Annotated in this window: 24 protein-coding genes, 1 tRNA gene, 1 rRNA gene and 1 pseudogene; 14 read left to right on the forward strand and 13 right to left on the reverse strand. The window is 63.9% G+C overall.

The genetic code is table 11. The features are described from left to right. Nucleotides 1–33 precede the first annotated feature (33 nt). Complete coding sequence (locus tag Clow_RS08560) at nt 34–3960, reverse strand: DEAD/DEAH box helicase (protein ID WP_055178397.1); 3927 nt, start codon at nt 3958–3960, stop codon at nt 34–36. 34 nt (nt 3961–3994) lie between these two features. Between Clow_RS08560 and Clow_RS08565 the strand changes: the two genes are divergently transcribed. After that, entirely contained in the window at nt 3995–4735 is a 741-nt protein-coding gene (locus Clow_RS08565) for a 3'(2'),5'-bisphosphate nucleotidase CysQ (RefSeq protein WP_055178358.1), read from the forward strand. A gap of 22 nt (nt 4736–4757) precedes the next feature. Continuing rightward, nucleotides 4758–5375 carry a trypsin-like serine protease gene (locus tag Clow_RS08570; RefSeq protein WP_055178359.1) on the forward strand — a complete coding sequence of 206 codons (618 nt, stop codon included), beginning with the start codon at nt 4758–4760 and terminating at the stop codon, nt 5373–5375. 25 nt (nt 5376–5400) lie between these two features. Here the strand turns inward: Clow_RS08570 and Clow_RS08575 are convergent. The 3 genes from Clow_RS08575 to Clow_RS08585 all read right to left on the reverse strand — a co-directional run bounded on the left by Clow_RS08575 (nt 5401) and on the right by Clow_RS08585 (nt 6747). Further along, nucleotides 5401–5473 (reverse strand) — tRNA-Arg (locus tag Clow_RS08575). 18 nt (nt 5474–5491) lie between these two features. Next, nucleotides 5492–5947, reverse strand: a complete 456-nt coding sequence (locus tag Clow_RS08580) for a dihydrofolate reductase (protein WP_055178360.1) — start codon at nt 5945–5947, stop codon at nt 5492–5494. Further along, on the reverse strand, nt 5947–6747 hold the full coding sequence (locus tag Clow_RS08585) for a thymidylate synthase (protein WP_055178361.1): 801 nt from the start codon (nt 6745–6747) through the stop codon (nt 5947–5949). Before Clow_RS08585 ends, Clow_RS08580 begins: the two co-directional genes overlap by 1 nt. A gap of 37 nt (nt 6748–6784) precedes the next feature. Between Clow_RS08585 and Clow_RS08590 the strand changes: the two are divergent. Beyond that, nucleotides 6785–7456, forward strand: a pseudogene (locus Clow_RS08590) (DUF1906 domain-containing protein); the annotation flags it as partial. An 18-nt stretch (nt 7457–7474) separates the two neighbouring features. Here Clow_RS08590 and Clow_RS08595 read toward each other — a convergent pair. Then, nucleotides 7475–7834, reverse strand: a complete 360-nt coding sequence (locus Clow_RS08595; RefSeq protein WP_055178363.1) for an FKBP-type peptidyl-prolyl cis-trans isomerase — start codon at nt 7832–7834, stop codon at nt 7475–7477. A gap of 120 nt (nt 7835–7954) precedes the next feature. After that, nucleotides 7955–9250 carry a citrate synthase gene (locus Clow_RS08600; RefSeq protein ID WP_082418612.1) on the reverse strand — a complete coding sequence of 432 codons (1296 nt, stop codon included), beginning with the start codon at nt 9248–9250 and terminating at the stop codon, nt 7955–7957. A gap of 166 nt (nt 9251–9416) precedes the next feature. Here Clow_RS08600 and serC point away from each other — a divergent pair, with 166 nt between their 5' ends. From serC to Clow_RS08630, 6 genes are all read left to right on the forward strand, one after another. Further along, nucleotides 9417–10520: a phosphoserine transaminase gene (gene serC, locus Clow_RS08605; protein WP_055178364.1), complete on the forward strand. Its 1104-nt coding sequence runs from the start codon at nt 9417–9419 to the stop codon at nt 10518–10520. Nucleotides 10521–10561: 41 nt separating this feature from the next. After that, nucleotides 10562–11296: a septation protein SepH gene (gene sepH, locus Clow_RS08610; protein ID WP_055178365.1), complete on the forward strand. Its 735-nt coding sequence runs from the start codon at nt 10562–10564 to the stop codon at nt 11294–11296. Nucleotides 11297–11298: 2 nt separating this feature from the next. Then, entirely contained in the window at nt 11299–12090 is a 792-nt protein-coding gene (locus Clow_RS08615; protein WP_055178366.1) for a DUF6928 family protein, read from the forward strand. A 97-nt stretch (nt 12091–12187) separates the two neighbouring features. Then, entirely contained in the window at nt 12188–12691 is a 504-nt protein-coding gene (locus Clow_RS08620; protein ID WP_055178367.1) for a helix-turn-helix transcriptional regulator, read from the forward strand. Further along, nucleotides 12688–13368: an ABC transporter ATP-binding protein gene (locus tag Clow_RS08625; protein ID WP_055178368.1), complete on the forward strand. Its 681-nt coding sequence runs from the start codon at nt 12688–12690 to the stop codon at nt 13366–13368. The genes Clow_RS08620 and Clow_RS08625 overlap by 4 nt, the downstream gene beginning before the upstream one ends. Before the next feature lie 2 nt (nt 13369–13370). Continuing rightward, nucleotides 13371–15527, forward strand: coding sequence for an FtsX-like permease family protein (locus Clow_RS08630; RefSeq protein WP_055178369.1), 2157 nt, complete (start codon nt 13371–13373; stop codon nt 15525–15527). On the opposite strand, the gene Clow_RS08635 is transcribed toward Clow_RS08630, so the two are convergent. Genes Clow_RS08635 through Clow_RS08645 form a run of 3 tightly spaced genes read right to left on the reverse strand, consistent with a single transcriptional unit; the run spans nt 15472 to nt 18389 of the window. Next, a complete protein-coding gene (locus Clow_RS08635) occupies nt 15472–16260 on the reverse strand; it encodes a TrmH family RNA methyltransferase (RefSeq protein ID WP_055178370.1) in 789 nt (262 codons plus the stop codon). The genes Clow_RS08630 and Clow_RS08635 overlap by 56 nt on opposite strands. 3 nt (nt 16261–16263) lie before the next feature. Further along, on the reverse strand, nt 16264–17673 hold the full coding sequence (locus tag Clow_RS08640; RefSeq protein ID WP_055178371.1) for an NCS2 family permease: 1410 nt from the start codon (nt 17671–17673) through the stop codon (nt 16264–16266). A 23-nt stretch (nt 17674–17696) separates the two neighbouring features. Further along, complete coding sequence (locus Clow_RS08645) at nt 17697–18389, reverse strand: DUF3027 domain-containing protein (RefSeq protein ID WP_245625736.1); 693 nt, start codon at nt 18387–18389, stop codon at nt 17697–17699. A 51-nt stretch (nt 18390–18440) separates the two neighbouring features. Between Clow_RS08645 and Clow_RS08650 the strand changes: the two genes are divergently transcribed. Further along, on the forward strand, nt 18441–18980 hold the full coding sequence (locus Clow_RS08650; RefSeq protein ID WP_055178372.1) for a DUF2771 domain-containing protein: 540 nt from the start codon (nt 18441–18443) through the stop codon (nt 18978–18980). 23 nt (nt 18981–19003) lie between these two features. On the opposite strand, the gene Clow_RS08655 is transcribed toward Clow_RS08650, so the two are convergent. Continuing rightward, the gene (locus Clow_RS08655; RefSeq protein ID WP_055178373.1) at nt 19004–19384 is read right to left on the reverse strand and encodes a cold-shock protein; all 381 of its coding nucleotides are present in this window, start codon (nt 19382–19384) and stop codon (nt 19004–19006) included. Nucleotides 19385–19730: 346 nt separating this feature from the next. On the opposite strand from Clow_RS08655, the gene Clow_RS08660 reads away from it, so the two are divergent. Then, nucleotides 19731–20432, forward strand: coding sequence for a resuscitation-promoting factor Rpf1 domain-containing protein (locus Clow_RS08660; protein ID WP_055178374.1), 702 nt, complete (start codon nt 19731–19733; stop codon nt 20430–20432). Nucleotides 20433–20531: 99 nt separating this feature from the next. Here Clow_RS08660 and Clow_RS08665 read toward each other — a convergent pair whose 3' ends face one another. After that, complete coding sequence (locus Clow_RS08665) at nt 20532–20723, reverse strand: hypothetical protein (protein WP_055178375.1); 192 nt, start codon at nt 20721–20723, stop codon at nt 20532–20534. A 62-nt stretch (nt 20724–20785) separates the two neighbouring features. Here Clow_RS08665 and Clow_RS08670 point away from each other — a divergent pair, with 62 nt between their 5' ends. The 3 genes from Clow_RS08670 to Clow_RS08680 are packed head-to-tail and all read left to right on the forward strand — an operon-like array spanning nt 20786 to nt 25262. Beyond that, nucleotides 20786–22951 carry a helicase-associated domain-containing protein gene (locus Clow_RS08670; protein ID WP_055178376.1) on the forward strand — a complete coding sequence of 722 codons (2166 nt, stop codon included), beginning with the start codon at nt 20786–20788 and terminating at the stop codon, nt 22949–22951. A 34-nt stretch (nt 22952–22985) separates the two neighbouring features. Further along, on the forward strand, nt 22986–24617 hold the full coding sequence (locus Clow_RS08675; protein ID WP_055178377.1) for a DNA repair helicase XPB: 1632 nt from the start codon (nt 22986–22988) through the stop codon (nt 24615–24617). Between the two features lie 9 nt (nt 24618–24626). Further along, nucleotides 24627–25262: a DUF3239 domain-containing protein gene (locus Clow_RS08680; RefSeq protein WP_055178378.1), complete on the forward strand. Its 636-nt coding sequence runs from the start codon at nt 24627–24629 to the stop codon at nt 25260–25262. A gap of 33 nt (nt 25263–25295) precedes the next feature. On the opposite strand, the gene Clow_RS08685 is transcribed toward Clow_RS08680, so the two are convergent. Further along, the gene (locus tag Clow_RS08685; protein ID WP_055178400.1) at nt 25296–26426 is read right to left on the reverse strand and encodes an aminotransferase class I/II-fold pyridoxal phosphate-dependent enzyme; all 1131 of its coding nucleotides are present in this window, start codon (nt 26424–26426) and stop codon (nt 25296–25298) included. A 74-nt stretch (nt 26427–26500) separates the two neighbouring features. After that, a 5S ribosomal RNA gene (rrf, locus tag Clow_RS08690) occupies nt 26501–26617 on the reverse strand.

Below are 26617 nucleotides of genomic sequence, written 5' to 3' on the forward strand. Positions count from 1 at the left end.
AAAGAAAATCTCACACAATACATTGGGCAAGACCTATAATTTTATTCCGCGAGGCATAATTTTTGCCCCAGCAGCGCGGAGAACTGGGAGAAGAGGGTGGGTAAGGGCGGGTCGGCCGTCGATTTTTTCCACCGGACCTACCCCCTGGAGGGCCGGAACCACCTCCTCGATCGGACCAAAAGTACTCAGGGACTTACCCCGGAGGTAGGCATACAGCTGCCCCTCCCCCAGCACCACCACCGCCCCCGAGGCGCGAGATAGCCCTGAGCGCGGCCAAGGCAAGGCCGCGCCGTAGGGGTTGGCGGGGTCACACGCCGCTAGGGCGATGGTCGGAGCAGATCGAGCCGAACGCACCCTGTCAATCACCGCCGGAGAGGAGAACTGCGCCGCGCCCAGCCCCTCGATGAACATTCCCCGCATGACCTGGCCGTGTTCCTCATAACGCGACAACACCCGGTAGGCGTGGGCAAAGTTCCCGCCCTCCGTGGTCACGCTGCCGCGCGTCACCACCCCGTAACGGCGCAGCCACAGATCTGCCAGAGGCAGGTCACCTTGGGCGGTGAGGCTCCAGCGCCCAAGGGTATCGGCAGGCGTACGACGCCGCACCTCCCCCGAAGCCCGAGCGCGCAGGCGGGAAAAGCTATCGGGACTCACCACCCCCGCCGCCACCAACTCCCACAAGGTCCGGCGTAGCTCAGTGCCATTGAGGGATACCCGCCCGAGGAGTTCCTGGAAGAGGTAGGCCCCGCCGTCAAAAGCCTCCACCACCTCGCGCTGCTGCTCGTTGAGTTCGGGAGGTTCGGGAGCGTGGTCGTAGGGCAAAAGCATCATGGAGGCCCCGGTGCCCACAATGCGAATCTCCCCGGAGGCGGTGAGCTCGTCGAGCATGGGCGGGGCATAATCCTCCACCCGCGCGGGCAGCACCCGGTTTTCCCAATCCTGCGGAGTCAGGGCCACCCCGGCGAGTTGTTCAAGGACCTCGTAGAGCCCATCCACGCCGTGTAAAGGCGTGGTGATGTGCTGCCAGTCCAGCAAGAAATTGGCGTAAGCCTGCGGAGATACCGGTTCGGTGGCCTTGCGGGCGCGGGCCAGAGAGCGGCGGCGAATACTATCGAGCACGTCGGCATCGCAGTATTCCAGTTCTTCTATCCCCTGGCGGAAGTGGCCCCTACTCAGCGGCAATCTATCGAGCACCTCCGGGGAAACTCCCAGGGCTTCATAAGCCTCCGCGGCAGTGAAGGGACCGCGTGACCTAGCCCAGCGCGCCGCGAGTTCTTCGGGTTTGTCCAGCAGCGGGGCGTCGGCAGCCTGGGCGAAGTGAGGGCGCCCAGCCAGATTAATACGGATGACCCGATGCCCGAGGGCGCGGGCAAAGTTCTCGTATTCCGGGGTGATGGGCGCGGGACCTGCTTCGCGGAGGAGGTCCGCGAACTCCTCGGCGGTGCGCGGCTGGCGTGGCTGTATGTCGAGCAGATCGGGGTCGAGAATATCGCGCAGGTCGGCGGTGCCCAGGAGCGCGGAAAGAAGGTTCGAGTCCAGGCGGCTTTCGGCCTGGGGGCGGTCCTCCTCGTACATGAAGGCCCCGGTGTAGGTGAAGAGCATAGAGGCGGCGAAGGGGCTGGGGCTCGCGGTGGTCACCTCTTTAATTCGCACGGTGCCCTGTGCCAGGGCCCGGTGCAGTTCTTCGAGGGCCGGTAGGTCGTAGACGTCGTGGAGACATTCGCGCACCGTTTCCAGGACGATGGGAAAGGTGGGGTACTTCCGCGCGGCGTCGAGAAGTTTGGCGGCGCGGTGGCGCTGCTGCCAGAGCGGGGAGCGGCGGCCGGGGTGGCGTCGGGGAAGTAAGAGCGCGCGGCCAGCACATTCGCGGAAGCGGGCGGCAAAGAGCGCCGATTCGCTCACCTTGTCCGCTACCTCCCGGGCGGGGTCGTGCAGGGCAAAGAGGTCGGCGGTGGGCGGGTTTTCCGTGGATACGCGCATCACGATCCCCTCGTCCGTGGCATATTCCGCCCCCACGGCCAGCGCCCAAGCGGCGTTCACCCCTCGGCCATAGGGACTGTGCAGAATCGCCCGCCAATCCCCCAGCTCATCGCGGAAGCGTTCCAGCACCAGAGTCCGCTCGTCGGGAATCACCCCGGTGGCCTCGCGCTGTTTGTCCAGGTATTCCACGATGTCGCGGTAGGCACGCTCGTCCAGGTCTTTGCTTATCGACGCCACCTCCCGCCGCGCCTGCCCCACCGCGCGCCCAAGCTCGGCGGGGCGGCCGGTTTGGTCGCCGGTCCAGAAGGGCAGCCTCCCGGTGTGGCCCGGCGCGGGGCTCACCAATACCTGATCCTTGGTGATCTCTTCGATCCGCCAACTGCTCGCCCCGAGGGTGAATACGTCTCCCACGCGGGATTCGTAAACCATCTCCTCGTCCAGTTCTCCCACCCTGCGCAGGCCTTCTGCCGCTCCGATGAGGAATACGCCGTACAGGCCGCGGTCGGGAATGGTCCCGCCCGAGGTCACCGCCACCCGCTGAGCACTGGGCCGGGCCTTGAGCACCCCTTCTTCCACGATGAGGTGGGGTTTGAGTTCCGCGAAGTCGGTGGAGGGATAGTAGCCGGTCACCAGGTCCACGATGGAGTCAAAGACCTCCCTGGACAGATCGCGGTAGGGGTAAGCCCGGCGCACGGTGTCGTACCACTGCCCCACCGGAATGTCGCGCTGCGATACCTCTGCGATGGTCTGTTGGGTGAGCACGTCGAGGGGGTTGCGGGGAATGTGAATCTCCTCGATGAGCCCCTGGCGCATGCGGGAGACGATCACCGCCATCTGAAACAGGTCGGCCTGGTGCTGGGGATAGAACTCCCCGGTGGAGGTGGCGCCCACGGTGTGCCCGGCGCGCCCCACGCGCTGCAAACCCGCCGCCACGGAAAGCGGCGATTCCACCTGAATCACCAGGTCCACCGCCCCCATGTCGATGCCCAGTTCCAGCGAGGAGGTGGCCACCACCGCGCGGATACTGCCTTCTTTGAGCGCGGCCTCGATCTCGGCGCGCTCCTGGGTGGATACCGAACCGTGGTGCGCCCGCGCGATAAAAGTGGGCGCGCTGCCCGCGGTATCGGTGCTCTTCATCAGCTGGGCGGGGTCGCGCCGCAGGGGTTCTGCCAGGGCTTCGGGTTCGTGTTCCTGGGCGTAGAGTTCGTTGATTCTTGAGGTGAGTTTTTCCGCCGCCCGGCGCGCGTTCACGAAGATCAGCGTGGAGCGCTGCCCCATCACCTGCCGGTACACGTTCTCCGCGATGACCTCCACGTCGATGCCGTGCACGCGCAATTCCCAGTTTTTATGCGCCGGCGGGGCGATGATCTCCACCGGGTGATTCCCGCCCAGGAACTCCGCCACCGCCTCCAGTGGCCGCACGGTGGCGGAGAGGCCTATGCGCTGGAAGTCCGCGAACTGCGCCAGGCGTTCCAGACTCAGCGCCAGGTGCACCCCGCGTTTGCTTCCGGCCAGGGCGTGAATCTCGTCCACGATGACGGTGTGCACCGTGGCGAGGGTGGCCCGCGCCCGGGAGGTGAGCATGAGGTAGGCCGATTCCGGGGTGGTAATCAGAATGTCCGGTGGGTTGCGCAACAGTTTGCGCCGCTCCGATTGCGGGGTATCCCCCGAGCGCACGCCCACGGTAATGTCCAACCCCATTTCTTCTATGGGTTTGCGGAGGTTGCGCTCCACGCCCGCTCCCAGGGCCTTGAGCGGGGAGATGTAGAGCACCTTGGTGCCGGGCGGGGCGTCGATAAGCCTGCTGATCGCCGTGAGGAAGGCCGCCAGCGTCTTGCCCGAGCCCGTGGGCGCGACCACCAGCGCGTTTTTGCCCGCTCCGATAGCCTCCCAGGCCTGGGCCTGCACCGGGGTGGGTTCACCGAAGCGCTCCTGAAACCAGGTGGATACGCGCGGGTGAAAGCTATCAAAAAGGGCCATGCCTAAATCTAACCAAAGGGATAAAATAGCGGGCATGACTGAGCTTTCCGACGCCCGCCTCACCCACCACCTCGCCCAAGGTGCCGCAGAGATTCTTAAGGGTATTCGCAACGTGGGGCTGCTGGGGGGAAGGAACCTCGGTGACGCCGGCGATGAACTAGCCCAGAGCTGGATCTCCCGGGTGCTTGACCAGCACCGTCCCGGCGATGGTTTCCTCTCCGAGGAGGCCGCCGATGACCTCGACCGCCTGAGCAAGGAGCGCGTGTGGATCGTCGATCCCCTCGATGGCACCAAGGAGTTTGCCACCGGGCGCCAGGATTGGGCCGTGCACATCGCCCTGGTGGAAAACGGCGTGCCCATTCACGCCGCAGTGGGCTTGCCGGACCTCGGCGTGGTTTTTGATTCCAGCGACGTGCGCGCCGTGGGCGGCCCCTACGCCCGCAAGATCGCGGTATCACGGCGTCGCCCGCCCGCCATTGCCGACGCCGTGGCCGAGGCCCTGGACTTTGACCTCATGCCCCTGGGCTCCGCGGGCGCCAAGGCCATGCACGTGCTGCTGGGCGATTGCGATGCCTACGTGCACTCCGGCGGGCAATACGAGTGGGATCAGGCCGCCCCGGTGGGCGTGGCCAAGGCCGCGGGGCTGCACTGCTCGCGCCTCGATGGCAGCGAACTAACCTACAACAATCGCGATACCTATATCCCCGATCTGTTGATCTGCCGCCCAGAACTTGCCGAGGATATTTTGCGGGTGGTAAATGAGAAGGGTCATTAACGGCAATAAAGGAACCGGTACCGTGAAACTTACCCGCTATCTTCTGGCCGCAGCCGTGGCGCTCACCACCGCCGCCGCGCCCGCCCACGCCGCCACCAGCATTGGACAGGCCACCGCCATCAAGGCCGTGGAGGGGTATCGCTGCACCCTCAGCGTCGTGGACGCCCACACCGCCTATACCGCGCAGCACTGCGGCATGGGCACGTGGAATGTGGGCGATACCATCTACACCCTGGAGGATCGCCAGCCGATCGGCACCATCGCCGCCCTCGGCTCCGATCTTCCCTACGGCCAGCAGCTCGACGCCGTGAAGGTCGATCTCCTGCCCGGCACCCGCGTGGTCGGACACGTGGGGCGCGGTGATTCCGCCTCGCTGCGCAACGGCGATAGCGTGCGCTTCCAGGCCCCCGGAAACGACAGCATCGGCTTCATCACCTACGACGCCCCGCGCCACCTGGCGGTGGGTGACGATAGTTTCCCGAGCCTCCTCATCAACGCCAGCATCACCACCTATGGCGGTAACTCCGGCGGCCCGCTGCTGGATGGACAGAACAACGTGGTGGGGGTTCTCTCCGGGGGTAGCGATGATAACGATGCGCTCTTTACCCCGCTGCACCTGATTGAGCAGGGCTTGGGTTAAGCGCTGAGGGTTAAAGCGCACAGAGTGCCCCAGAGAGGATTCGAACCTCCGACACCCGCTTTAGGAGAGCGGTGCTCTATCCACTGAGCTACTGGGGCCTGCTAGAGCAGTGTAGCCTATGGCCGCTCAAACCTGAGAAAGCGGTACCGCAATTCCTCCCCCAGCCAGCCGGAATCGCTCACCTGCTGTAGGTGGGCGGGGATCGGCGGGGCATACACCGGGTTTTCCACCCGCACCTGGGTATCCACCAGGGTGATCTCCACAACGTCCACGGACCCGATGGTCTGGGCGTATATCTCCCCGCCGCCGATAATCCACCCCTCGGTGGGAATCTCGGTGCTCACCCGCGCGCCTTGGGACCACTCCCCCGGCGCGCGGTGAGAGAGCACGATGTTCTCGCGCCCCGGCAGCGGCTTCTTGGGCAGCGATTCCCAGGTGCGCCGCCCCATCACCACTGGCGCCCCCAGGGTCACCTCCTTGAAGTGACGCAGATCCTCCGGCAGATGCCAGGGCATGCCGGTACCGTCCCCGATGATTCCCTCGCGGGATTGCGCCCAAATGGCCCCCAGCATTACACGGATACCTTTCCGCTAATGGCCGGGTGCGGGTCATAGCCCACGAGTTCTACGTCGGAGAAGTCATAGTCAAAGAGGGACGCCGCCTTGTTCAGGCGCAGCTGCGGGTAGGGGCGCGGCTCGCGGGACAGTTGCTCGGCCACCTGCTCCCGGTGATTGTCGTAGATGTGGCAATCACCACCCGTCCAGATGAACTCCCTTACCTCTAAGCCCACCTGCTGGGCCAGCATGTGCGTGAGCAAGGAGTAGGAGGCGATGTTGAAGGGCACGCCTAAGAACATATCGGCGGAGCGCTGGTAGAGCTGGCAGCTGAGCTTCCCTTCGGCCACGTAGAGCTGGAAGAGCAGGTGGCAGGGCGGCAGCGCCATATTCTCCAATTCCGCCACGTTCCACGCAGAGACGATATTGCGGCGGGAATCAGGGTTGTTCTTCAACGTATCCAGGGCGGCGCTGATCTGGTCGATGTGGCGGCCGTCGGGAGTAGGCCAGCTGCGCCACTGCACCCCATACACGGGGCCAAGTTCTCCCTCCTCATCGGCCCACTCATTCCAGATGCGGATGCCGTTTTCCTGGAGCCAGCGCACATTGGAGTCCCCGCGCAGGAACCACAAAAGCTCCCCCACCACGCCCTTGAAGTACACCTTCTTGGTGGTCAACAGCGGAAAGGAATCCGCGAGGTCATAGCGCAATTGGGCGCCGAAGAGGCTGGTGGTTCCGGTTCCCGTGCGATCCCCCTTGGGGCTACCCTCCTCCGCGATACGTCTCAGGAGGTCTTCATAAGGGGTGAGGATTTTCATGGGGCACAGCCTACCGCTTCTGTTAGAGTGACTGCTCATGGAGCATCTTAACCGCCGTACCCTGCTCAAAGGCGCAGGAATCAGCCTCGCGGGCTTGACTACCCTGGCCGCCACCAAGGCCCCGCGCACCGTCGTCGATTTTTCCGCTGGCGTTCCCTCCGCCGCCGCGATCAAGGCCGCCGGGCACGTGGGAGCGGTGCGCTACGTCTCGCTGCCGCGCGCGGCCTGGATGAAGGGCAAGCCCGTCACCATCGCGGAAACCCGCCTCCTGGATACCGCCAGCGTGTACCAGTACGGCAAGGGGGAGACCTCCGATTGGCGCCGCGGTGCCCTGGGAGCCACGGTGCACGTGCCCCAGGCGATCGCCCTGCACACGGCAGCCGGTGGACCGCAGAATCGGCCCATCTACATGGCCATCGACGATAACCCCACCCCTGCCGAATACACCGATCTCATCCGCCCCTATCTGGCGGCCTGCAAGAAAGCGCTGGAAGCGGGCGGCTATCAGCTAGGCGTGTACGCGAACTACCCCACCATTGAGCGCTGCTTGGCCGATGGGTTGGGAGAGTTCTTCTGGCAGCACGATTGGGGCTCAGAAGGAAAAATCCACCCCAAGGCCACCATTCATCAGGTGGCGGGGTGGCAATCCACCATCGAGGGAGTCACGGTGGATATTAATAACCTGTACGCCACCGACTGGGGTCAGTGGCGCGCAGCGTAGCGGTTCTTACTCGGCCTTCAAGAGGTCAATCACAAAGACCAAGGTGCGGCCGGACAGGGGGTGTCCGCCGCCCGCGGGGCCGTAGGCCTTCTCCGGGGGGCACACCAGAAGGCGGCGGCCGCCGACCTTCATGCCGGGAATCCCCTCCTGCCAACCGGCGATGAGCCGGTCCAGGGAGAACTCGATGCTTTGCTTTCGGTCCCAGGAGGAATCGAACTCCTGTCCCGTCTCAAAGTCCACTCCCACGTAGTGAACTTCGACGGTGCCGCCGGGCTGTGCCTCCGCGCCATCGCCCACCACCAGGTGCTCGATGTGGAGGGTTTCGGGGGCGGGACCAGCCGGGACGTCGATCTGCGGCTTTTCCATAGGGTAAAAGTCTCCTTGGTCTTGGGTACAAGAACTCACAGCCCATTCATACGAAAAAGGGCCGAAGAGCCATAGAAACCATTATAAATGGTTGCTACGCTCCTCAGCCGCAGCGCCACTCTAGCGAGATTCGCGCGGGGTGACGGTGCGCAGGGTCTCGCCGGTGTAGATCTGACGCGGGCGGTTGATCTTGGTGTTGGTGGCCAGCTGCTCGCGGTAGTGGGCGATCCAGCCCGGCAGGCGGCCGATGGCGAAGAGCACGGTGAAGAAGTCCGTGGGGAAGCCCATCGCGCGGTAGATCAGGCCGGTGTAGAAGTCTACGTTCGGGTAGAGCTTGCGGGAGACGAAGTAGTCGTCGCTGAGCGCGATCTCCTCCAGCTTCATCGCCAGGTCCAGCAGGTGATCGCCGCCCAGGTGCTCCAGCACCTCGTGAGCGGTCTCCTTGACGATGGCCGCGCGCGGATCGTAGTTCTTGTACACGCGGTGGCCGAAGCCCATCAGGCGAACGCCCTTTTCCTTGTTCTTCACGCGGTTCATGAACTCGGTGGCATCGCCGCCGTGGTTGTTCTGAATGTCCTCCAACATTTCCAGAACGGCCTGGTTGGCGCCGCCGTGCAGCGGGCCGGACAGCGCGTTGATACCGCCGGCGATGGAAACGAACATGTTGGCCTGGGCGGAACCAATCATGCGCACGGTGGAGGTGGAGCAGTTCTGCTCGTGGTCGGCGTGCAGGATCAGCAGCTTATCCAGGGCCTTGACCATCACCGGGTCTACCTCGTAGGGCTCGGTGGGGTAGCCGAACATCATGCGCAGGAAGTTCTCGCGCGCGTTCAGGGAGTTATCCGGATACATGTAGGGCGCCCCCTTGGAGGCACGGTAGGCATAGGCCGCCAGCATGGGAACCTTGGCCATGAGGCGCACGGTGGCCTTATCCAGCTGCTCCTCGTCCAGGGGGTCGAGCTGATCCTGGTAGTAGGTGGAGAGGATATTGACCGAGGAGGCCAGCACGGACATGGGGTGCGCCTTGCGCGGGAACACGTTGAACTGCGCCTTGAAGTCCTCGTCCAGGAGGGTGTGGTGGCGGATCTCATCGTTGAACTTGTGCAGTTCTTCCACGGTGGGCAGCTCACCCTTGATGAGGAGGTAAGAAACCTCGTTGAAGGTGGCGTTCTGCGCGAGGTCAGCGATGTCGTAACCGCGGTAGCGCAGCACACCGGCGTCACCGTCGATGTAGGTAATCTTGGACTCCGTGGAACCGGTGCTCACGTAGCCGGGATCAAAGGTAACGTAGCCGGTCTCGGAGAGCATCTTGCCCAGCTCAATGCCGGAGTTACCCTCGGTGGCGGGCTTTATGCTCATCTCATATTCACCACCGGGGTAGTGAAGGACGGCCTTGTCATTGCTCTCAGTAGCCACAGTTATCCCTTTCTCGATTACTTGGACAATCTAAACCGTACACTCAAATCAAGTTTGAGGCGATTGGTGCAACTCCACACAGGTTACCAAATCCTGTGATAGGCACAACATCACTCTTTCCGGCTAAAGTATTGAACATTCCATCCGCTTGATAGAAAGTCAGACCATGTTCACTCTGCCCCCCGAGCTTCTCCCCAGCGACGGCCGCTTCGGCTGCGGCCCCTCCAAGGTCCGCCAGGAGCAAATCGACGCCCTCACTAACGCCTCCACCATCATCGGCACCTCGCACCGCCAGCCCGCCGTCAAGAACGTGGTGGGTTCCGTGCGCGAGGGGCTGAGCACCCTGTTCAACCTCCCCGAGGGCTACGAGATTGTGCTCTCCCTGGGCGGTGCCACGGCCTTCTGGGATGCCGCCACCTTTGGCCTCATCGAGCAGCGTTCGGGTCACCTCACCTACGGCGAGTTCTCCGGCAAGTTCGCCACCGCGGCCCGCAAGGCCCCCTGGCTGGGCGAGCCCACCATTATCGACGCCGCCCCCGGCACCGCCCCGCAACCCGAGCCCATCGAGGGCGTGGACGTGATCGCCTGGGCGCACAACGAGACCTCCACCGGCGCGATGGTTCCGGTCACCCGCCCCGAGGGCGACGCCCTAGTGGTCGTGGACGCCACCTCCGGGGCTGGCGGCCTACCGGTGGATATGGCCCAGGCCGATGTGTATTACTTCTCCCCGCAGAAGTGCTTTGCCTCCGATGGCGGGCTGTGGCTGGCGGCCATGAGCCCCGCCGCCATCGAGCGCATCAATAAACTTCACACGGATCGCTTTATCCCCGCTTTCCTGGATCTTCAGACCGCCGTGGAGAACTCCCGCAAGAATCAGACCTATAACACCCCCGCGGTGGCTACCCTCCTCATGCTAGACGCCCAGATTCAGTGGATGCTGCGCGAGGGTGGGCTGGACGCGATGGTGGAACGCACCACTGCGTCGTCAAGCGCCCTGTATTCCTGGGCCGAGCAGCACGAGCAGGCCACGCCCTTCGTGCAGGACCCCGCGGCGCGCTCCCTGGTGGTGGGCACCATCGACTTCGAGGAGGGCGTCGATGCCGCTGCCCTGGCCGCCACGCTGCGCGCCAATGGGATTCTAGACGTGGAACCCTACCGCAAGCTGGGGCGCAACCAACTGCGCATCGGTATGTTCCCCGCGATTGAGTCCCAGGATGTCGTGACCCTGACCAAGGCCGTGGATGCCATCCTGGAAGCCGGGGTTAACTAAGTTACAGTGGTGTAGTGAGCACTTCATCTAAAGGAGGCCCGATGCGCGAGCTCCACCTCATCCGCAGCGAATCCACGGGGAATACCCTGGTGCTGAGCGAATCCCCCGATGGGGAGCGCTTCAGCCTTGCCGCCGATGAGGTGCGCGCCATGCTCGCCGCCTCCGAGGAGAAGTCGGAACCCCGCGCGTTGACCTTGCGCCCCCGCGATATTCAAGATCGCATCCGCGGCGGCGCTACCGTAGCCCAGGTGGCCGAGCAGATGGGCGTGCCCGAGGCCCGCGTGGAGCCCTATGCCCACCCCGTACTCTTGGAGCGGGCCCGCATTGCGGAACTAGCTAAGAACTCCCACCCCGTGCGCGAGGACGGCCCGGCGCGCCTCACCCTCTGGGAGGTGCTGGCCACGGCCCTCGCCGCGCGCGGCGAGGATCTTTCCCGCAGCACCTGGGACGCCCACCGCGAGACCGCGGGGCAGTGGATCGTGGTGGTGACCTGGGATGAGCACCGCGCCGAGTGGACCTTGCAAAATCACACCTCTTCCTCGGCCACCACCGTGGCCCGCAATCCCCTCGCCGCCGAGCTCATGACGGCGCAGCGCCCTGCCCCGCAGCGCCCCACTCCCGTCGCGGAGGAGCCGCCCCGGGAGGAAGAATCCCTCTTGCAGCACCCCGACCCCACCCCCGCCGCTCCCGCTAAGAAGCGGCGCAAGGCCGTGACCCCGCACTGGGAGGACGTTCTGCTCGGCGTGCGCACCAACACTAAGCGCCCACGGTCATAGGCATGTACGAGAAACCGGTTACCCTGTGGTTCATCTCCTCGGAGGATCCCGCCGCCGTCCTCTCCGAGGAGCCGCGCGCGGATCGCGGCTTTGGTCGCAAATATCTCGCTCAGCTCAATCCCGCGTGGCCGGTCACCCCCATCGGCCAGTTCCCCTTTAACCGTTCGGCACCGGCCTCGCGCGGGGAGTTCTATATCGCGGCCTTTCCCGGCGTGGCTTTAGTGCATACCTTGGTGGAGGATGCCTCTCGCCTCTCCCGCCTCGATAACTCCCTGCTCAGCTCGATACCCGCGCGCGATGTCTATGCCATTAGCGCAGGCGAGGGCGATTTCGGTGCCTTTGCCCACTGGCACGAGGGGAAGCTGCAACGCAGCCTGGGTGCCCGGCGCGAGGAGCTTTTTGAGGATATTGGCCTCCCCGAATCCTTCGAGGGGTCCTACTGGGCGGGAGAGCGCGCGGAGCAACTCGGCGGTATCGCCCTGCCCTTTGTCCCTGCCGACCTCGCCCGCGAGGCACAGCGCTCGTGGCTGGGGGTAGACGTCTCCCCCGAGGGGCCGGATATTCAGGTGGCGGGATTTGCTATCGACGGCCGCCCCGAGCCCCGGGTGGATACCCCCAGCGGCAGCCGCATGAGCATGGAAGAGTGGGCTGCCGATGCCACCTCCAAGCTGGGAATTAGCCCGGCAAGCAGCCATTATGACGATTATGAGCAGCACAAGGAGGGCGATGAGTTCGCCCGCCTCGCAGAAGGAATCACTCAGCGCGTGCGCTCCCTGTGGAAGTTCCGCCGATAGAAACTACCCCCGCCTCTCCCCCGCAACGCTAGACAGCCCTCTACTTACCCAGTAACTTACTGAGTAACTTACCCGGTAAGCACATGAGAGGGAGCCTATGAGTATCCGCAACGCCCTGCTCAGCCTCCTGGCCGAGCAGCCCCGCCCCGTGGGGCAATTACGCAGCCTCTTTGAGGATTCCACCGCCGCCACCTGGCCCGTCAACGTGGGGCAGGTGTATCAAACCGCCAAACGCCTGGAACGCGATGGCCTGGTGGAAAAAACCGGCGATAACCCCGAGGCCTACGCCATTACCCAGGCCGGGCGCGAGGCGCTACGGCAGTGGTGGGAAGAACCGGAGACCAAAGAAGCAGACGAACGCGACGCCCTGGTTATCAAGGTGGCGATGGCCGCGATCAACCCGGAGGTCAGCCTCCTTGATCTGCTGGACTCCCAGCGCCGGGCCGCCATGAGCCGGTTACGCGAACTCACCAAGGAAAAAGCCCAGTCCCCTCCGGGGGCGCGCTGGCTCCTGTGCGAACGCCAGATCCTCGAATTAGAAGCCGAACTGCGCTGGATTGATCTCGTCGAAGCCCACCCAGAACAAGGAGAACCCCGATGAACCCCACCGCCCTCACCCTCGAAAACGTCACCCGCCTGCACATGGATGGCCCCAACACCATCCGGGCCCTCGATAATGTGTCCCTCTCCCTCGAACCCGGAGAACTCGTGGCCATCACCGGGCGTTCCGGTTCCGGTAAGTCCACGCTGCTCAACATCGCGGGCACCCTGGATACCCCTTCTTCGGGCCGCGTGCTCATTCAGGGAGTAAACACCAGGGACCTCAGCCCCACGGCCGCCGCCCGCCTGCGCCGCACCCACGTGGGCTACGTATTCCAGGAGCTCAACCTCATTCCCACGCTCACGGCGGCGGAAAACATCGCCATGCCGCTCGAACTCGGCGGCGAAAAGCGAGCCCAGGCCCGCAAGCATGCGCTCAAAGCCCTAGAGGAACTGGAACTCACCGACCTCGCGGACCGCTTCCCTGCCGAGATTTCCGGTGGTCAGGCGCAGCGCATCGCCATTGCCCGCGCGCTCATCGGCCAGCGTGGGCTTTTGCTTGCCGACGAACCCACCGGCGCCCTCGACACCGCCACCGGTGAGGCCGTCATGGGGATCATTCGCCGCCGCGTGAAAAACGGTGCGGGCTGCCTGCTGGTCACCCATGAGCCGCGCTTTGCCGCCTGGGCGGATCGCACGATCTTCCTGCGCGATGGTGCCGTGGTGGGGGAGGAATAATCATGACGAATCTGCGTATGCCCGCGCGCATAGCGTGGCGAGACATCACCTCGCATCGCGCCCGCTCCATCGTGGCGGTGCTCTTCTTCGCGCTGCCCATCGCCCTGGTAACCCTCGCGGGTTTCACCCTGTCCAGCGCCGATTGGGATGCCGATAACACCAGGAAGTCGTGGATCACCCTTAGCTCTGAGGGTGAGGGCACCGATCTGGAGCGTATCCGCGCGGTCCTCCCCGAGGAGGAATTAATAGCGGAGACCACCGCGCGCACTATCCTCACCGCCGGGGATACCACCGCCTACATGGATGTGCGTTATTCCAGCACCGGCGACGATACCCTGGGGCTGACCTCCGCCGTGGCCGAGGCACTGGGGGTACGCGAGGGCGATAGCATCGAGATTCAGGCTCCCTGGGAGCAGGAACCCCGCGCGCTCCCCGTGAGCTTTGATACCAATACCCAGGTCAATCTCCACTATCCCCTCGATGAGATTGTCTCTGCGGTTTTTCCCTCTAGAGTATCCTGGCACACCCCCGCCATCGTGGAGGTCGCCACGCCCGACGTCGAGGTCTCTCCCCTCCACAGCATGGCACAGGGCTCCCCCGTCCCGCTGCTCAAGGCACTCAGCGGCGGCAGCGCGATCACCATCGCCAGCGCCGTCACGATGGGGCTGCTGGGACTCATCGTGCTCGCCGCCATGATCTCCCCCATCTTCGCGGTGGCGGCGCGGCGGCAATTCCACACCATGCGCCTGCTTAGTATCAACGGTGCCGCCCCCTCACAATTGCGCTGGTCGCTGTATCTGGAGGCCCTCATGGTCGCCGCCGTGGGCATTGGCTTGGGGCTCCTGTTGGGGATTGCGGCCTTCCTCCTCATCGTTCCCCGGATAGGCTGGGACCTCACGGGCTTTGTGATTCCCATAGATTTGCTTTTCCTCACCATTGCCTCGGGGCTGTTCTGCGCGTTGGCCGCGGCGGTGATCCCCGCGGTGCAAGCCTCGCGCCTGCGCCCGGAGTTGAGCGCCCGCCTGCGGTGGCGGTGGCCCATGAGCATCGGCCCCATCATCGCCGCCGTGAGCCTGGTGGTTATTCTCCTCCCCACCGATGTCGCCATTCTTGGTTATGGCTTCTTTGGCATCGGGATTGTCACCAGCACCCCGGCGCTGTTGTGGTTGCTTTCCCACTGGGCGGCCCGCGGGCCGGTGGCCCTGCGGTTGGCGCTGCGCGACCTCTTCCGTCAGGTGCACCGCACCGCTCCCGCTATCGCCGCCATTGTTGGGTTGAGCTTCGTCCTCGGGGTCATCTCCATCGGAAATACCTACGTATATCAGAATGATCCGAGCGAGAAACCCCAGATCGCCGTGCACCCCCACGTGTATCTGGAAGATAGCTCCCCCATCGAACAGGAAGCGCAGGAGGTAGCCAATATCGTCGGCGGTGCCACGCCCATCTACATACGCCGGGCAGTGGAGAACGACGAACTCGCGATCATCGAGCCCTCCCGGTTAAGAGAGTATCTCCGCCACGCCTCCTCCCCCACCGACTTCTATGCCACCTCGGTACAAAGCGACGCCACCGAGGAAGAGATAGACACCGCCATTGAGGCCCTGGAACGCGGGGAGACGGTGGAGTTGAGTCTTCTAGGAAGCGTCACCGCCCCCAGGGATGGGCTAGATACCTACCTGGATACCGCCTACATCTTCCCGCAGCAGGAGCTGAGCATGGGGCAAGAGGTGCGGCTCTGTCTGAGCAAGCAGGACTTCACCAGCATCCACTCCCAGCCGGATCACCTGGGTCGAGTGGTAGAGCACTATCTCTTCCCCCTCGTTCTGCTCAGCCTGGCGTGCCTGGCGGTAATGATTATGCTGGCGGCTCTCTCGGTGGGCGAAACCCGCGCGGATCTCACTACTATGTGGGCCGTCGGCGCCCCACCCCGCCTGCTGTCTCGCATTTCTGCGCTGCAATCCCTGCTCATCGCCGCCCTCGGCGTGGCCGTAGGGTTGGCTTCCGCGCTCTTCCTCTACGTATTCACCGATATTAAGGGGATAGGCGAGGTCCCCTGGCTCCTGTGGCTCCTGCTCCTCGTGGTGGTCCCGCTGGTGGGCTGGGCTAGCGGCGGAATAACTGCCGCTGCCTCTCGTAAAACGCAATCGCGGCAGAGGTAGCCACGTTCAGGGAATCCGTGCCGGGGGCCATCGGTATGCGGGCACGCACATCGGTGGCCCGCATGGCGTGCTCGGTTAGCCCCGGCCCCTCGGCCCCCACCAGCAGGGCCACCTTGTCCGCGCCGTCGAGAGCCTCCGCCAGGTGCACGGCCTGCGGGTGCGGGGTCATGGATACTAGGCGAAAGCCCGCCTGACGCACCTCGTCCAGGCTGCGCTGCCAGGTGGTGAAGCTGCCCTCCAGGTGTGCAAAAGGGAGGCGCAGCACGTGGCCCATAGATACGCGCACGGAGCGGCGGTAGAGCGGGTCGGCGCAGCCGTTGCCAAAGAGCACGCCGTCTACCCCCATGCCCGCCGCGTTGCGGAAGATCGCGCCGATATTCTCGTGATCGCCCACTCCCTCTAACACCGCGATGGTGCGGGCCTGGGCCAAGACCTCGGCTGGGGTGGGTTCAGCAATGCGGCTGGCCGTGGCCACCAGGCCCCGGTGCATATCAAAACCCACCACCTGAGCCAGCGTCTCGCGGCTCACCTCGTAGGAGGGAATATCGGCGGGGAGATCCAGAGCGTCGAGTTTGGCGGGAAAACCCACCACCTGCCGCACGGGATAATCCGATTCCAGCAGGCGCCCCACCACGAGGGGACCTTCGGCCACCACGAGGTCGGTACGCTCGGTATTGAGGTGGCGAATATCGTCCAGGCGCGGGTCTAAAGGATCATCAATGCGGATTCTCATTATTTATCCCTGAATCGCAGACATAATCGGATCAATGGCAAAGAAAACAACGAAGAGCGCGGAAACCAACCACATAATCCTGTGCACCTGGCGTGCTTTACCCGCCGCCACGGACATCACCGTGAAGGTAATAAAGCCCACTCCAATGCCATTGGCAATGGAATAGGTAAAGGGCATTACCACGATGGTGAGGAAGGCCGGCAGGGCCACCTCAAAGGTGCCCCAATCAATATCGCGCACCTGCGCCATCATCATCGCTCCCACCACCACGAGCACCGGGGCGGCGGCCTCGATGGGCACCACGGAGTACAGCGGGGTCAAGAACATCGCGGCCAGGAAGAGCAGACCGGTGACCACGTTGGCCAGGCCGGTGCGCGCGCCGTCGCCCACGCCCGCGGCGGAATCGGCAAAGACCGTATTGGAGGAAGCCGAGGCCGCGCCGCCCACCACCGCGCCCGCGCCCTCCACGATCAAGGCACGCTTGAGGTGCGGCAGATTGCCTTGCTTATCGACGAGCCCGCCCTGCTTACCCAGGGCAGTCATGGTACCCATTGCGTCAAAGAAATTGGCGAGCACCAGGGTAAATACCAAAAGCGAGGCCGAAAGGGCACCGATCTTGGCGAAGGCGCCGAAGAGGTCCACCTGCCCCACGATGGAGAGATCGGGCAGGCCGCCGAGGGTTTCCGGCAGCGTGGGCACCGCGAGCGACCAATCATCGGAGGGCTTGAGCCAGGCCTCCACCGCCATAGCGATGAGCGTGGTGAGCACGATGCCAATGAAAAGCCCGCCGCGCACCTTGCGCACCACCAGGGTGCCGCAGAGCAGCACGCCGACCACAAAGACCACCGTGGGCCAGGTGGAGATGGAGCCGCCCGTGCCCAGACCCACCGGGACGGTGGTATTCGCGGCGTCGGGAACGCGGGTGACAAAGCCGGCGTCCACCAAACCCACCAGGGCGATGAAGGCACCGATACCCACGCCGATGGCCGCCTTCATCGGGGCCGGAATCGCGTTAAATACCGCCTCGCGGAAGCCGCTGGCCGCTAGGGCCACGATCACGATGCCGTCGAGCACCACCAGGCCCATCGCCTCCGGCCAGGTCAGCCCCTCCCCTGCCACCAGGGTCACGGCCACGAGCGTATTGAGCCCCAGGCCCGCCGCGATGCCAAAGGGATAGCGGGCAATGAAGCCAAAGGCCAGCGTCATCACGCCCGCCGCCAGGGCGGTGGCGGCGGCCACCTGGGGTATGCCCAGGGTGGTGCCCTCGGAATCGGCGCTAGTGCCCAGGATCAGCGGATTGAGCACCACGATATAGGCCATCGCAAAGAAGGTCACCACTCCCGCGCGGATTTCCGTGCCGATGGTGGAACCACGCTCGGTGATATGAAAGTAACGATCTAGAGTGCTAACCATAGCGTGCTTTCTTTTATTGTGAATTAAAAAATAGGGCGCTCATCATCAAAAGCGCGCTGGGAGGGATCGGAGCTCTCCCAGGGAGTCTCCGAATGAGCCCCGCAGCCATAGGATGCGTGCACCACGTGCCCATCGGCGGAATATTCATTGGTGCATACCCCGAAGTTCTTTCCCCATTGCTCGCCCGCGAGCGGAAGATAAAAAGCACAGTGGGCGCAATGCAGGGCGGCCTTCTCCGCGAACTCACTGGTGGGGCCGAAGTCCCCGGTGCGCCAGCGTTGCGTGGCCTCCCGCAATCCGGTTTCGCTCAGTTCGTGGCCCTTCTCGGTATTTATCAGGCGCGGATCACCCGGTTCCGGGGGCAGGAGGTCGCCGGGGTGGAGGTCTCCGGGGCGCAATCGCTCGGACCAGGGAACCCAACGCGGGGCACGCAGGGCGTCGCCATGCGGGGTGGGGGCGAGCGTGACCTCGTTGACCGTCACGCGGTGGCTGCCCGGCGCGCAGGCCACCACCACCTGCCATTCCCACCCGGCGTAACCGGGGACGTCGGCAGCAAAACGGTGCAGGGCTACGTTGCGTTCCAGGGGTTGCACGCCTACGTGGTCACCGGCTTCTTCCCCGATCTCTTCTAAGGCTGCCGCAGCCACGTCAATGGCGGAAGGGGAAAAAAGCGGATTCTTCCTTCGATCTTTCTTTCCGTATCGTTGGGTAGGCACGGGCCTATTATCGCCCACCGCCGCTCATCGAACTAATTAGACTGGATCAGCATGGCCAAAACAAAGAAAGGTAAGCACCGCTCCCTGGTGCAGATCCTCGCGCTGCTCATCACGGTGGTAATCGTGGTGGTGGCGATTTATTTAGCGCAGACCTGGTGGAATAACCGGCCCGATCCCGCGCCCCAGGACCTCCGCGTGACCGCCACCGTGGGGGATCAATCCCTGGAACTCGCCCCGTACATGGCTTGCGAGCCCGGTACCCCCTGCGAGGAAGGGGAAGTTCCCCGAATCAAGGTGGGGGCAGATGAGGAGCTTAAGCTGACGCTCCCCGAGGCCGTCTATGACCACGATTGGACGCTGCTGACCATCTACGATGACCCAGCCTATAACGATCAAAAGAATTACGGGGGCCACGAGCGGGAATCTGTGACTATTCCCGGCTCCGTGGCCCCCGCGGAGGACGGGGCCGAGCGGCCCCGCCTGATGGTGGTGGAGGTGAACTCCGCCCTCATTGGCCAGGACGCCGAGGGGAACGACGCCCCCTTCTCTACCGTGTGGTCCGTGGGCAATGAGGACATTCCGCTTTCTTAGGCGCCTTGTCCTAAATATTTGTCCTAGGTATCGAGTTCCTTTGCTACCGCGCGGAGAATCTCGGCCACCTGGTGCCCGGACTTACGCTCCGGGAAACGCCCGGCGCGCAGATCCGGCTGGACGCGCGCCTCCAACAGCGAAACCAGATCCGCGATCATGCTATTGAGCTCATCCGGGCTATAACGGTGCTGCGGCTTGCGGGGCTTATCGAGCACCTTGACCCGCAAAGCCTGGGGGCCGCGCCGCCCGGAGGCAAAATCGAACTCGATGCGCTGGCCGGGGTGAAGCTCCGTTACTCCCTCGGGGAGCACCTGCTTTCCTACGTATACGTCCTCGTCACCGGGGTTAGACACAAAGCCAAAACCGCGCTCGGCGTCATACCACTTCATCTTTCCTATGGGCATGAGTAGTCACCTCTCTCCTCTCTGGCACCACTTTTTGACGAAAGAAATCATCATACACCCCTTAAACCACAGGCGCACCACCCCACAATATTAGTGCCCTATATCACATAAGTTTTTCTTCGGCGCCCTGACCAGTGCTTTTCCTCGATCCACCGAAAAATAGCGGCGAGGAAATCTCCTCGCCGGGCAAAAAACGTGACAGAAACGTTATAAACCGTTAGCCTCGTCCCCAGGCACGGTCCGCCGCGGGGCGGGCCGCATCATTTTTAAACGAGTGTTACCGAGTGCCGCAATCTCATTAGTCTACGGCGCTACTACCGCGCCACAGAGAGGAAGAACTCAGAAAATGGGACGCCACACCGCCACGACCACCTCGATCTTTACCAAGCTGGCCCTGGGCTCCATCGCCGTGGGCACGGCTTCGGCTTTGATCGCCCCCACCGCCTCTGCCGCCCCCGATTCCGATTGGGACGCCCTGGCACAGTGCGAGTCCGGCGGAGACTGGTCCATCAACACCGGCAACGGCTACCACGGTGGCCTTCAGTTCAACCAGCAGACCTGGGCCGCTCACGGTGGCCAGGAGTACGCCCCCACCGCCAACCAGGCCACCCGCGAGCAGCAGATTGCCGTGGCCGAGCGCGTGTTGGCCAGCCAGGGCTGGGGCGCATGGCCCGCTTGCTCCCAGCGTCTGGGCCTGAACTCCGCTCCCTCTGAGCGCACCGCCCCGAACGCCCCCGCTGCCCCGGCCGTTCCGCAGCGCGCCCAGGAGCAGCACGCTGCACCGGTGCAGGCCACCTCCTTCACGGAGCTGTCCTCTGAGGATTCCTTCAAGCCCGCCTCTCAGCTGTACACCCTGGCCGTGGCGGCCCTGGAGAAGGCCAATGTGCAGGTGCCCGAGGAGCTCGATAACCTGTACGCCCAGTACGCCGACGATGCCGACGCCTTCTACGCCGAGGCCCGTGACATCGTTGACCCCGCCCTGAGCGAGGCAGGTCTGGACGTGACCAACCTGGAATCCGCTTTCCAGAAGGTTCTCGCCCTGGCGTAATCGGTGTAATCCCGTCGAGGTATCCCCCTCACTTCAATCGAGGGGATACCCAATGAGGAGGGGCCGCTGCGATTGGCAGCGGCCCCTCCTCATTGCTACTTACTTGTTGATGCGGGTATAAGGGTGAACGTATCCGAGTTGATCCTGCGCAATGGGCAGGGAAAGTTCATCGCCAAAGGGGCTGGAAGCCCCCGCGTAGCGGTTAATCAGTTCCGTAACCACATGCCCTTCGCCCTCAAAGTGCTGCGGCCAGCCCGGATCCACGTACCCTTTTTTCTCAACCTTAGACATACGCCTTATTCTGCCAAAGTTCCTGCCAGAAGGTAACTCACCCTACCCCTCCCACTACACCCATGCCTCACTCCTATCAATCGTGGCTCCGCGAGCTCAGCCCCGAGCGCCTCGCCACGCTGCTGCGCCTTCGCCCCGATACCGCGCTTCCCATCCCGCCCACCCTGGCCTCCCTCGCCACGCGGCTGCGTATTCGCTCCTCCGTGGCCCAGGCTTTGCGACGCCTCAACGCCGCCGATCTCGCGGTGGCGGAGGCCGCGGCGGGGCTCGGAGCGGAGTTCGAGCCGGTACCTCGCGCGCGGATCATTGCGGCCCTGCCCGATCTTCCCGCGGAGGAAAGCCTGCGCACGCTCGAAAACTTCGGCCTGCTCTACAGCGATGGCGACGGTAACGGCAATGACGGCGGCGAGCACGTCATGCTCCTCAAAGAGGTCTTTGCCAGCCTGCCCCAGGATTGGCGGCTGCTGGGCGATACTCCCCTGAGCGAGGAGGAGATTCACCAACGCCTCAAGCAGATTGAGCCCAAGTACCGCACCATGCTCGATACCCTGGCGACCTCGGCGGGTATGGGATTAACCCGCGATGAGTACCTGGTGGATACCCAGCTGGTGATCCGGGTAGACGAGAATACCGTGCGCCTGCCGCTCTCGGTACGCCGCGCCCTGCGCGGTCTGAGCCCTGCGCACGTCCCACTGGCCGCGCTGCCCGGCCGCAGCCTCAGCGACGCCGCCGACGCTCCCACCAGAACCGCCCCCACCGCAAGCAGCCTCCGCGCCATCGACGAGGCCGGGGTGGCCTCCGGGCTCGACGCGGTGCGCATCTTCGCCCAGCTCATCGCCGCCCTGGGTGAGCGCCCGCTGCCGTTGTTGCGCTCCGGGGGCATTGGGGTGCGTGAGACGCGCCGCCTGGCCCGCACCTTGGACATCGAGGTAGAACAGGCTAAAAGGGTGATCTGCCTGGCCCAGGCTGCGGGCCTGGTGGCCACGGGTGAGCCGGAGCCCCTGCCGGAGGAGGATCATTCTTACCTCGCTCCCACCACCCTGGCCGATGAGTGGCTGGCGGCCCCACCCGCCCGCAGGTTGGAGATCGCCGTGGCTGGGTGGCGGGGTTCGCGCTGGCGTTATTGGGATTCTGAGAAACTCCTTGAACAAGAAGAACCCCGCCTACCCGCCCTGCGCCAGGCCGTGCTGGCCCCCTATCTCGTAGGCCCCGTGGCCTTAAGCGAGCGCGAGGCCAATGCCAATATGATTTTCCTGGCCCCCGTGGCCACCAGCGGGGTTTCCCCCGAACTCATCGCTCATCTGCGCGCCGAGGCCCAGTGGATTGGTGCTCTGGCCGAGGGCGCGGCCACCGTGGTGCTGCGCGGCGATTCCCCCTTGGCGGACTTTGTACCCCAGGCCGTGAATCAGGTGATCCTTCAGGCCGATATGACGGCCCTGGCGCCTGGTCCACTGGAGCACCAGATCGAGGCTGAGTTAAGCCTCATGGCCCACCTGGAATCTCCGGGACTGGCCTCGGTGTATCGCTTCACCGAGGAATCCCTGGCCCGCGCCTTCGACGCCGGGCGCAGCAGCCAGGATATTCTCTCTTTCTTGGCGTCGCACTCGCTGGGGCCGGTGCCGCAGGGCCTGGAATATCTCATCGGGGACGTCGGCAAGCAGCACGGTTCCCTGCGCGGTGGCCCGGCGCTGTGCTACCTGCGTTGCGATGATCCGGCCACACTGAGTGCTGCGGTGCACGCCAGTTCCTCGCTGCGGGCGCTGGCTCCCACGGTGGCGATCGCGGAGGCTCCCCTGGCGGTGGTGATGGCGGAGTTGCGGGAGGCGGGTTTCCATCCGGCGGCCGAGGATAGCTCGGGTTTGAGCATTGATATTCGCCCCGAGCCTGCGCGCATCAGCCCCTCGGGTACCACGCGGCGCGTCCGCACAACGCACACGCAGCGCCCCGAACTCACCGAGCAGCGCATGGAGCAGATCGTTGCAGCGCTGCGCGGCGCCGAGGAGGAAGAGCAATCTCCCGCCGAGGATCACGCTACCTTGCTCACGGCGGCCTCGCGCGGGCGGCGCACCGTGGTGTTGGGCTACGTGGATGGCAACGGGAAGGCGGTGCGGCGCAGGATACGGCCGCTGCGGATTACCGCTGGTCAGGTGGATGCCCTCGACGCCGATACCGGCACCGCTCATCGCTTTGGTCTCCACCGCGTGACCTCGGTGGAGCTAGTACCATAGAGGCTCCGCTCATACCCCCTAGTTAAGGAATCGCGTGCCAGGTCCCCTCATCGTCCAATCGGATAAGACCGTGCTCTTGGAAACGGCGCACCCCCAGGCCGCCGAGGCCCGCGCCGCGCTCGCTCCCTTCGCGGAGCTAGAGCGCGCGCCCGAGCACGTGCACACCTACCGCATCACCTCCCTGGCGCTGTGGAACGCCCGCGCCGCCGGCCACGACGCCGAGCAGGCCATCGACGTGCTGGAACGTTACGCCCGCTTCCCCGTCCCCCAGGCTTTGCTTATCGACGTCGCGGAGACGATGGCCCGCTATGGTCGCACCCGCCTGCACAAGGACCCCGCCCACGGGCTCGTGTTGGAGGTGGAGGACAAGCCGATTCTGGAGGAGTTGCTGCGCCAGAAAAAGATCGCCCCCATGCTGGGTGCTCGCCTGGACGAGACGAGCATTGTGGTGCACCCCTCCGAGCGCGGCCGACTCAAGCAGGAACTGCTCAAGGTGGGCTGGCCCGCCGAGGACCTGGCCGGGTACGTGGACGGGGAGGCTCACCCCATCGCGCTGACCTCCGACTGGCGTTTGCGTGATTATCAGGATCAGGCCACCGAGGCCTTCTGGGCCGGTGGTTCCGGAGTGGTGGTGCTGCCCTGCGGCTCGGGCAAGACGATCGTGGGGGCGGCGTCGATGGCTAAGGCCCAGGCCACCACGCTCATTCTGGTGACCAATACCGTAGCCGGGCGACAGTGGCGCGATGAGTTGCTGCGCCGCACCACGCTCACGCCCGAGGAGATCGGGGAATACTCCGGGGAGAAGAAGGAGATTCGCCCGGTGACCATCGCCACGTACCAGGTGGTCACCCGCAAGTACAAGGGCGAGTACCGCGCCCTGGAACTCTTCGATTCCCGCGACTGGGGCCTCATCATTTACGACGAGGTGCACCTTCTGCCCGCCCCGGTATTCCGCATGACCTCCGATCTGCAATCCCGACGCCGCCTGGGGCTCACCGCCACCCTGGTGCGCGAGGATGGCATGGAGGGCGATGTGTTCTCCCTCATCGGCCCGCAGCGCTACGAGGCTCCCTGGAAGGACCTGGAGAACTCCGGATTCATCGCCACCGCCAACTGCACCGAGGTGCGCACCACCATGAGCGCCGAGGAGCGCATGCTCTACGCCACCGCTCCCGCCCGCGAGCACTACCGCATCGCCGCCTGCTCCGAATCCAAGAACGCCGTGGTAGAGGCCCTGCTTCGCAAACACGAGGGCGAGCCCACCCTCATCATCGGCGCTTACATCGAGCAGATCACCGAGATCGCCGCGCGCCACAACATTGCGCTTATCGACGGCGCCACCAGCACCGCACGCAGGGAAAAGTACTTCCAGCAATTCCGCGACGGGGAGATTAACCGCCTGGTGGTATCCAAGGTGGCGAACTTTTCCATCGACCTCCCCGAGGCCAGCGTGGCCATTCAGGTATCCGGGACCTTTGGCTCCCGGCAGGAGGAGGCCCAACGCCTGGGCAGGCTGCTGCGCCCCAAGGCCGAGGGCAAGGAAGCCCACTTTTATACCGTGGTGAGCCGCGATAGCCTAGACGCCCAGTACGCGGTGCACCGCCAGCGCTTCCTCGCGGAGCAGGGCTACGCTTATCACATCATCGACGCCGCCGATTTAGATTAAGGAGCCACCATGCCATTTTCCTTCACCGTGGACGAGGCCTGGGCAAAAAAGAACAACGAACTCCTGCGCGATACCCGCAGGCTACGGCTGAGCGCCTTCCTCCTGGGCCTGCTCATGGCCGCGGCCGGTGTGGGTTTTTCCATGCTGGCGGGTGGTGCTGCTCAGTTCCTCATTTTGGGCGTGTTCCTCGTTCTCGCCGTGATCTTTGTGATTATCGGCATTATCGTGCCCAGCAAGGTCGGCGGCGCCCAGCAACTCTATGACACCTATCCTCTCGCCCCCGCCGTGATCGCGGAGATCAACCCCCGAGACATCGTGCTCATGGCCCTGGTCAATACCGCCGTTGATACCCACCAGCCTCCGCGCTGGGCCCTGGCACTGCGCACCGTGACCGCCATCAAGGGCCACGAACGCAAGCGCGGCACCCGCGTGCCCGCCGTGGCGGTTTCCGGACGGCGCACCACGCGCAACCAGGGAATATGGGATGAGGTCACCCCCATGCCGATTGCCTGGGGTACCCCGGACCCCGATGTGGTGACCGCTGCCCGCAAGGCGATTCCGCAACAGCAATGGGAGATGCTGGAAAAGGGACGCAAGCGCCTCGATGAGGTGAAGGCCACGCCACGTAATTTGCTGGTGTTATAGGATTTTCTCGTTTTTTTGGGGGATCGGCTTGGGTTAGCCGCGGAGGCGACGAGCCGCCTCCGCCGTAGCCTCCTCCCCCTTACAAAAGGCAAAGCGATAGTAGCCCTCCCAGCGCTGCGGATCATCGCTCAATGCCCCCACTGGGAGTGCCACCACGGACTCCGGCAGAGCCCCCTTGTGAGGTTCTCGGGCCACCAGAAAATACGAACCCTTGGTGAGGGTTATCTCCCAGCCCATCTCTTCGAGGGACCGGCGCAATTGCTCTCTTCTTTCATGCAGGGTGGTATTCCACTGCTCCACCCACTTCGATTCCTCGCGTAGCGCATAAGCCACCGCTGCCTGGAAAGGCGTAGTACTCACAAAGGTAAGAAACTGCTTGGTCTGCATGACTTGTTTCAGCAAGGGAGCCTCCGCGAGAACCCACCCGGTTTTCCAACCCGTGACGTTGAAAGTCTTTGCCGCCGAGGAAACCGTGATGGTACGTTCTCTTAAACCCTTGATACTCGCCGTAGGTATAAACACCTCTCCTGGGGCTAGAAGGCGCTCATAGACCTCATCGGAGATGACTAAGAGGTCATACTGATTAGCCACTTCACTGAGTTCTTCCAATTGCTCCTTGGGGAACAAAGAACCCGTGGGGTTATGAGGGTTATTCAGGATTATGGCCCGCGTTCTGTTAGTAATCGTGGCCTTTAGCTCATCGAGATCGAGACCCCACGTGTTCCCTTCCCTTTGTAGGGGAACCGGGCGGCGAATGGCTCCGGCAAAAGCAATCACTGCGGCATAGGAATCGTAAAAGGGATCAAAGACGATCACCTCATCCCCTGGGTTCACCGTGGCTAGTATCGACGCCGCAATCCCCTCCGTGGCACCAGACGTCACGCAGACCTCGGTATCGGGATTCCAACTCTGCCCCAGGCGCTCCGCTCTTTCTTCCGCGATAGCCTTTCTCAACTCCGGAATACCGGTGAGAGGGGCATATTGGTTGTGGCCCCTGACAATTTCCTCTTGCGCTATCTCCAACATGCCCTTGGGACCATCATCATCGGGAAAGCCTTGGCCTAGATTAATAGCGCCGGTTTTTAGGGCTCTCGCGGATAACTCCGCGAAGATGGAATCCCCTACAGTATCGAGGCGCTTAGCCATGAATCGACGATCTGTCATGTGGCTACGATATAGCAAAGAAGGGAGGGTAGGTGTGACCCTACCCTCCCTCTAATTTTTGATGAAGTTTTAGTGTTGGCGGCAACCTACTCTCCCACACCCCAACGAATGCAGTACCATCAGCATGAAATGGGCTTAGCTACCGGGTTCGAAAAGGGACCGGGCGTTTCCCCACCACCATCAACCACCAA

It is taken from the genome of Corynebacterium lowii, from assembly GCF_001412085.1.
GTDB lineage: Bacteria > Actinomycetota > Actinomycetes > Mycobacteriales > Mycobacteriaceae > Corynebacterium > Corynebacterium lowii.